A 5,102-nucleotide genomic window follows, 5' to 3' on the forward strand; every position below is an offset into this window, starting at 1 on the left:
CGGGGCACTAATCTTGCGGCCGGCCACACTCGTGGCCAGTTTTTCGATAAAACTTTTACTTAAGTCATTGTCGATATCCAATTCTGCATCCCTGGTTATTTTGATCATATGGGCAGAGATGGACTCATAGTCGAACATAGAGAATATCCGATCCAGGCAGAAGCGGATCAGATCATCCAGAATGATGATATAGTGCTTTTCCCCTTCTTTGGGTAAAACAATGAAGCGGTCTATCCCTTTCGGAATTTCGATCAGTGCGTACCGCTTGTTGTCCTGATCGGAACCTTCGTCGGCATCCGCTTTAAGTACGATCTTCACAGCCAGGTAGGCTGCCGTATCCTTCAGGGTAGGGAACGCTGCCAGATCGTTCAGGATGATCGTCATGAGCTGCGGACTTACATGCTGCACAAAATATTTTCTAACATAGGCAGCCTGCTCCTCAGTAAGGGCCGTTTCTTTGACCACATGGATATGCTGGGCTTCTAATTCCCTCTCGATCTCATGAAGAATTTCCAGGCTCTGGGCTTGTTGCCTGATCACGATTTCCGTTATGGCCTCGAGCAACTCTTTAGCCGTTTCTCCACCGAGCACACTCTTTCCTTTTTTACCCGCGAGTACAATACGTTTCACTGTAGCATATCGTACTTTGAAAAATTCATCCAGATTATTGGAAAAAATGCCCAGGAATCGGAGCCGTTCAATCAGGGGTACTCCAGGGTCTGCGCTTTCCTGCAATACACGTTCATTGAATAACAACCAGCTGATCTCCCGGTTAATATATCGCTCTTTGTGTATAACCATTAACGAAGGTCTTTTGGAAATAAAAGAAGTTCTGTGGATCCTTTTTCTGTTTTTGCCCAGCTATCTTGCTCGAACCTCAGATGAACAAGTCCGGAAGTAGGAACATTGTCAATATGCCGGTTACCCCATTGATTGGCAAGATTGGTTAAGGCATAGTTATGGCCGAAAATGGCCACTGTATTAAGGGTGTCGTCAAGTTGCTTGACAAATCGTATGACACTTTCCCCGGAAAAATCATAAAGCGCCTTGTTCAGGTGCACCTGCTCCAGGGGGTAGTCCAGGGTCCTGCAAAAGATATTACAGGTGTGCAGTGCACGATTGGCAGGACTACTAAAAATCTTGTCAGGACGGAGCGTAGATGTTGATTTAAATCTATCTGCCACGAGGTGCCCATCCTTTATCCCTCGTAATTTCAATGGTCTGTCCTGATCGTTTACATCATAATCCCAGGAAGATTTGCCGTGCCTGAACAGAATTAAATTTTTCATAGGTGCTATATTTAGATCCACGCCCGATACCCGATTCCTGTTTAGGACCGACTAAGGGGCCAGGCGTTCTATTTTCCATTCGTAGTCCTCTTGCAAGGTAAACCGAATTCTATCGTGCAGGCGGTTGGGTCGTCCCTGCCAGAATTCAATTGAATGAGGCCTAACAAGGTAGCCCCCCCAATAGTCAGGTCTAGGTATTTCCTTACCTAGGTAGGCCTTCTCCAGTTCTTTCAGGGAATCATCCAGGGCTTCCCTGGAGGGGATAACCTGGCTCTGGCGCGAAACTATTGCCCCCAGTTTACTGCCATCGGGTCTTGATTCGAAATATCCATCAGAGAGGTTTTCCGCAAGCTTCTCCGCCGCTCCCTTGATGATTACCTGTCGCTCCATGACGGGCCAGAAAAAAGAGAGGCAAACCTTAGGGTCCTTAGCTATAGCAAGGCCTTTCTCACTTTCGTAGTTGGAATAAAAAATGAAGCCCTCGTGTGTATATTTTTTCAACAATACTACACGGGATTTCGGGAAACCATCTAGACCCATGGTAGACAGGGTCATGGCATTGGGTTCATCAATAGCGCCCGAATCCTCTACCTCGTAAAACCATTTCTGGAACAAGGCAATAGGATTGTCCGAAATGGCATCCTCATGCAGGTTGCTCTTCTCATACGATTTACGATAATTACTCAAATCCTCCATGTACCGTTCACCTTTCCCTTGGTGGGTTTACAAAGTTGACAAAAAGATGATGAAATATAAAGTCTTAGAGCAGATATTCGGGGGTAAGCTGGGAAAATAGGGGCTAAAATTCAAAGCATTTCCCATCCTCGGCAAGTAAAACGTCGGGGAAAATCGTCCCGGCCTCCTCTGAAAAAGCGGCAAGGTCCTTGTACCGGGTTGAAAAATGGCCCAGGATCAATTGATCTACCCCCGCATCCCGTGCAATGCGGGCGGCCTGTTTTGCTGTGGCGTGTTTAGTGACCCCGGCCAGACGGATCTCAGATTCCAGGAATGTCGATTCATGGTACAACACCCTCATCCCTTTTAAAGCCGGGACCAGGCCTGGATCAAACACCGTATCACTGCAATAGGCATAACTCCATGGTTCCGGCGGATCAAAGGTGAGCAAGGCATTATCAATGCGCTGCCCATCATTAAGGAGCATATCCTCCCCCTGTTTGATCTTATTAAAATACGCCTTGTCGATACCATAGTTCCGAACTGCTTCAACGTTCAGCTTTCGAAGTCCTTTTTTTTCACGGAACAGGAATCCGTTGGTATAAATGCGGTGGTCCAGGGGAAGCGTATCCACTACTACCTGTTCATCCTCAAATATGCGTTCGGGAGTCTTTTGGGTTAGTTCATGGAATATCAGCGGATAATTGGTCCAGGAGTTCCCAAGCTTCAACATCAGCGTCATCGCTTCCTTGATCCCCTTGGGTCCATAAATATGCAGTTCTTTTTCACGACCAAGCAAACGGAAGGTGGAAATCAGGCCAGGAAGCCCAAAGAAATGGTCGCCGTGTAAATGGGATATGAAAATATGGCTGATCCTCGAAAATTTGATCTTGTGTTTGCGAAGCTGTACCTGTGTTCCTTCTCCGCAATCGATCAGAAACAAATGGTTATTGATTTCCAATACCTGGGAAGTTGGATTGGATAAGGTCCTGGGAGTAGCGGCAAAACAACCGAGGATATGAAGTTTCATGACCGATGCCGTTCTTTTTGCACTTCAGGTAATTGCAGCAGAACTGCTGTAAATCGAAGCGGGATAGTATGGACATACACCGGGTAGTACAGCATACCTACAGTTCAAGGTCCCTTTCAATCTCCTCCATTTCAATGATATCCCTGGCTTCCTGTACGGTGGGTACTACGCAGATCTCGTCAGGGATCTCATCATAGGGTACATTTTTAGTCACCAAAACAAAGGATTTTCGCCTGGCCCTGTGAGTATTGGAGAGGTTCAAAAATTCCAGAAGATCACCGGTGCTTAAGGAATCAAAAGTGAACAAATTGATGATAAGATGATCATCCTGGACCTTCTGATATCCACCTTCTAGATTTTCCAGAAACGTATTTAGTGCTATATTTTCCTGGTATACAATAGTAGTATTACCCTCCTTATCAAAGATCATGTTGAGCTATTTAATTTTTGAAGCTAGCAAATAGATTACCGCCATGCGAATGGCCACACCGTTTTCAACCTGATCCAGGATGATCGACTGCCCGGAGTCCGCAACATCACTGGTGATTTCAACTCCACGATTGATGGGGCCAGGGTGCATGATCACAATTTCCTTGTCCAGGCTCTCCAGAAGGGCTTTGTTCACCCCAAACTGCTGGGTGTATTCCCTTGTAGAAGGGAAATAACTAAGATCCATACGTTCCTTCTGGATGCGCAGCATATTGGCTACATCACACCAATTCAATGCCTTTTTGAGGTCAGTTTCAACTTCTACGCCCAGTGATTCGATATACTTGGGTAATAGGGTCCTGGGGCCGCAGACCTTAACTTCAGCGCCTTGTAACTGCAGTGCGAAAATATTGGAAAGCGCTACCCTCGAATGGAGTATATCCCCTACAATAACCACCTTTTTCCCGGCGACCTCCCCCAGCCGTTCCCTTATGGAATAGGAATCCAGCAGGGCCTGAGTGGGATGTTCGTGTGCACCATCCCCGGCATTTACAATGGAGGCATTAACGTTTTTTGAGAGAAAAATACCCGCTCCCGGGTTGGGATGGCGCATGACCACCATGTCTACCTTCATGGAGAGAATATTATTCACCGTATCGATGAGGGTCTCCCCTTTTTTAACCGATGATTGCCCGGCTGAAAAATTGATTACATCGGCAGACAACCGTTTCTCCGCCAGCTCAAAAGAGAGTTTCGTGCGTGTACTACTTTCAAAGAAGATGTTGGCTATAGTGATGTCCCGCAAGGATGGTACCTTCTTTATCGATCGGTTGATAACCTCCTTAAAATGGTCCGCAGTCTCAAAAATGAGTTCAATGTCCTGTTCGTTCAGGTATTTTATCCCTAACAGGTGATTTACACTTAACTCACTCATTTTTAATTATTTATCAAATATATTACATCTTCCTCAGGTGTGTCGGACCAGACCACCTGAACCCGTTCTTCATTAATAGCATCTACCTGCCTGCCCCGATAATCGGGTTGGATGGGTAAATGCCGGCTGAACCTGCGATCGATCAGGGTAAGCAATTCTATAGATCCTGGACGTCCAAAAGACTGAATTGCAGTGAGCGCAGCCCTTATGCTCCTCCCTGTATATAAAACATCATCGATCATCACCACATCCTTGCCTTCCACAAGGAAATCAATCTTCGTACTACTGGCCTCCAGTGTTTTATCCCCCCTTCGAAAATCATCCCTGTAAAAAGTGATATCCAGATATCCCAAAAGGATGTCCTTAACCTTATAATCCTCTTTCAAAATCCTTGTAAGTCGTTCTGCTACATGGATTCCCCTGGGTTGCAGTCCGATCAATACGGTGTTGCTAAAATCCAAATGTCTCTCTAGTAATTGACAAGCCAAACGGTGAAGTATGATGTGTATCTCTTTGGATGAAAGAAGGACTTTTTGGCTCATCGTCATGTAAACCATCGGGTTCAAAGGCAAAAATAGGCAATTCTTCTGAAAATGTTCCTGCGCTTCGGGCAGAACCTCATTTGTGTCAGCTACAAAAAAACCCCGGCGAATTGCCGGGGTTTTAAGAATCTCATTGTTCAAAGGAAGCTTATTTTTTCTTATCAGCTTCCATTTTATCCTTCAGCGCCTGCAATTGCTCGTTG

At 45.8% G+C, this 5,102-nt stretch carries 7 protein-coding genes; all 7 read right to left on the reverse strand.

The annotated features are described in order from the left end of the window. A partial coding sequence (locus tag AC4E7D_RS11440; protein WP_490173924.1) for a polyphosphate kinase occupies positions 1-801 on the reverse strand: 801 nt, incomplete at its 3' end. After that, on the reverse strand, positions 801-1,289 hold the full coding sequence (locus AC4E7D_RS11445) for a SixA phosphatase family protein (RefSeq protein ID WP_490173925.1): 489 nt from the start codon (positions 1,287-1,289) through the stop codon (positions 801-803). The genes AC4E7D_RS11445 and AC4E7D_RS11440, both read right to left, overlap by 1 nt. Positions 1,290-1,340: 51 nt before the next feature. Next, positions 1,341-1,985 (reverse strand): pyridoxamine 5'-phosphate oxidase, encoded by a 645-nt coding sequence (pdxH, locus tag AC4E7D_RS11450; RefSeq protein WP_490173926.1) that lies wholly within the window; start codon positions 1,983-1,985, stop codon positions 1,341-1,343. A gap of 103 nt (positions 1,986-2,088) precedes the next feature. Continuing rightward, positions 2,089-2,994: a ribonuclease Z gene (locus tag AC4E7D_RS11455; protein ID WP_490173927.1), complete on the reverse strand. Its 906-nt coding sequence runs from the start codon at positions 2,992-2,994 to the stop codon at positions 2,089-2,091. A gap of 97 nt (positions 2,995-3,091) precedes the next feature. Further along, positions 3,092-3,424, reverse strand: a complete 333-nt coding sequence (locus AC4E7D_RS11460) for a ribonuclease Z (RefSeq protein ID WP_490173928.1) — start codon at positions 3,422-3,424, stop codon at positions 3,092-3,094. 6 nt (positions 3,425-3,430) lie between these two features. Beyond that, positions 3,431-4,357 carry an aspartate carbamoyltransferase catalytic subunit gene (locus tag AC4E7D_RS11465; protein ID WP_490173929.1) on the reverse strand — a complete coding sequence of 309 codons (927 nt, stop codon included), beginning with the start codon at positions 4,355-4,357 and terminating at the stop codon, positions 3,431-3,433. A 2-nt stretch (positions 4,358-4,359) separates the two neighbouring features. After that, positions 4,360-4,899: a bifunctional pyr operon transcriptional regulator/uracil phosphoribosyltransferase PyrR gene (gene pyrR / locus AC4E7D_RS11470; RefSeq protein WP_490173930.1), complete on the reverse strand. Its 540-nt coding sequence runs from the start codon at positions 4,897-4,899 to the stop codon at positions 4,360-4,362. Positions 4,900-5,102: the final 203 nt, after the last annotated feature.

The organism is Lentiprolixibacter sp., from assembly GCF_982873095.1.

Coding starts and splice junctions, on each gene's coding strand:
- AC4E7D_RS11445 (WP_490173925.1), bottom strand. CDS start 1,289: ATGAAAAATTTAATTCTGTTCAGGCACGGCAAATCTTCCTGGGATTAT.
- pdxH (WP_490173926.1), bottom strand. CDS start 1,985: ATGGAGGATTTGAGTAATTATCGTAAATCGTATGAGAAGAGCAACCTG.
- AC4E7D_RS11455 (WP_490173927.1), bottom strand. CDS start 2,994: ATGAAACTTCATATCCTCGGTTGTTTTGCCGCTACTCCCAGGACCTTA.
- AC4E7D_RS11460 (WP_490173928.1), bottom strand. CDS start 3,424: ATGATCTTTGATAAGGAGGGTAATACTACTATTGTATACCAGGAAAAT.
- AC4E7D_RS11465 (WP_490173929.1), bottom strand. CDS start 4,357: ATGAGTGAGTTAAGTGTAAATCACCTGTTAGGGATAAAATACCTGAAC.
- pyrR (WP_490173930.1), bottom strand. CDS start 4,899: ATGAGCCAAAAAGTCCTTCTTTCATCCAAAGAGATACACATCATACTT.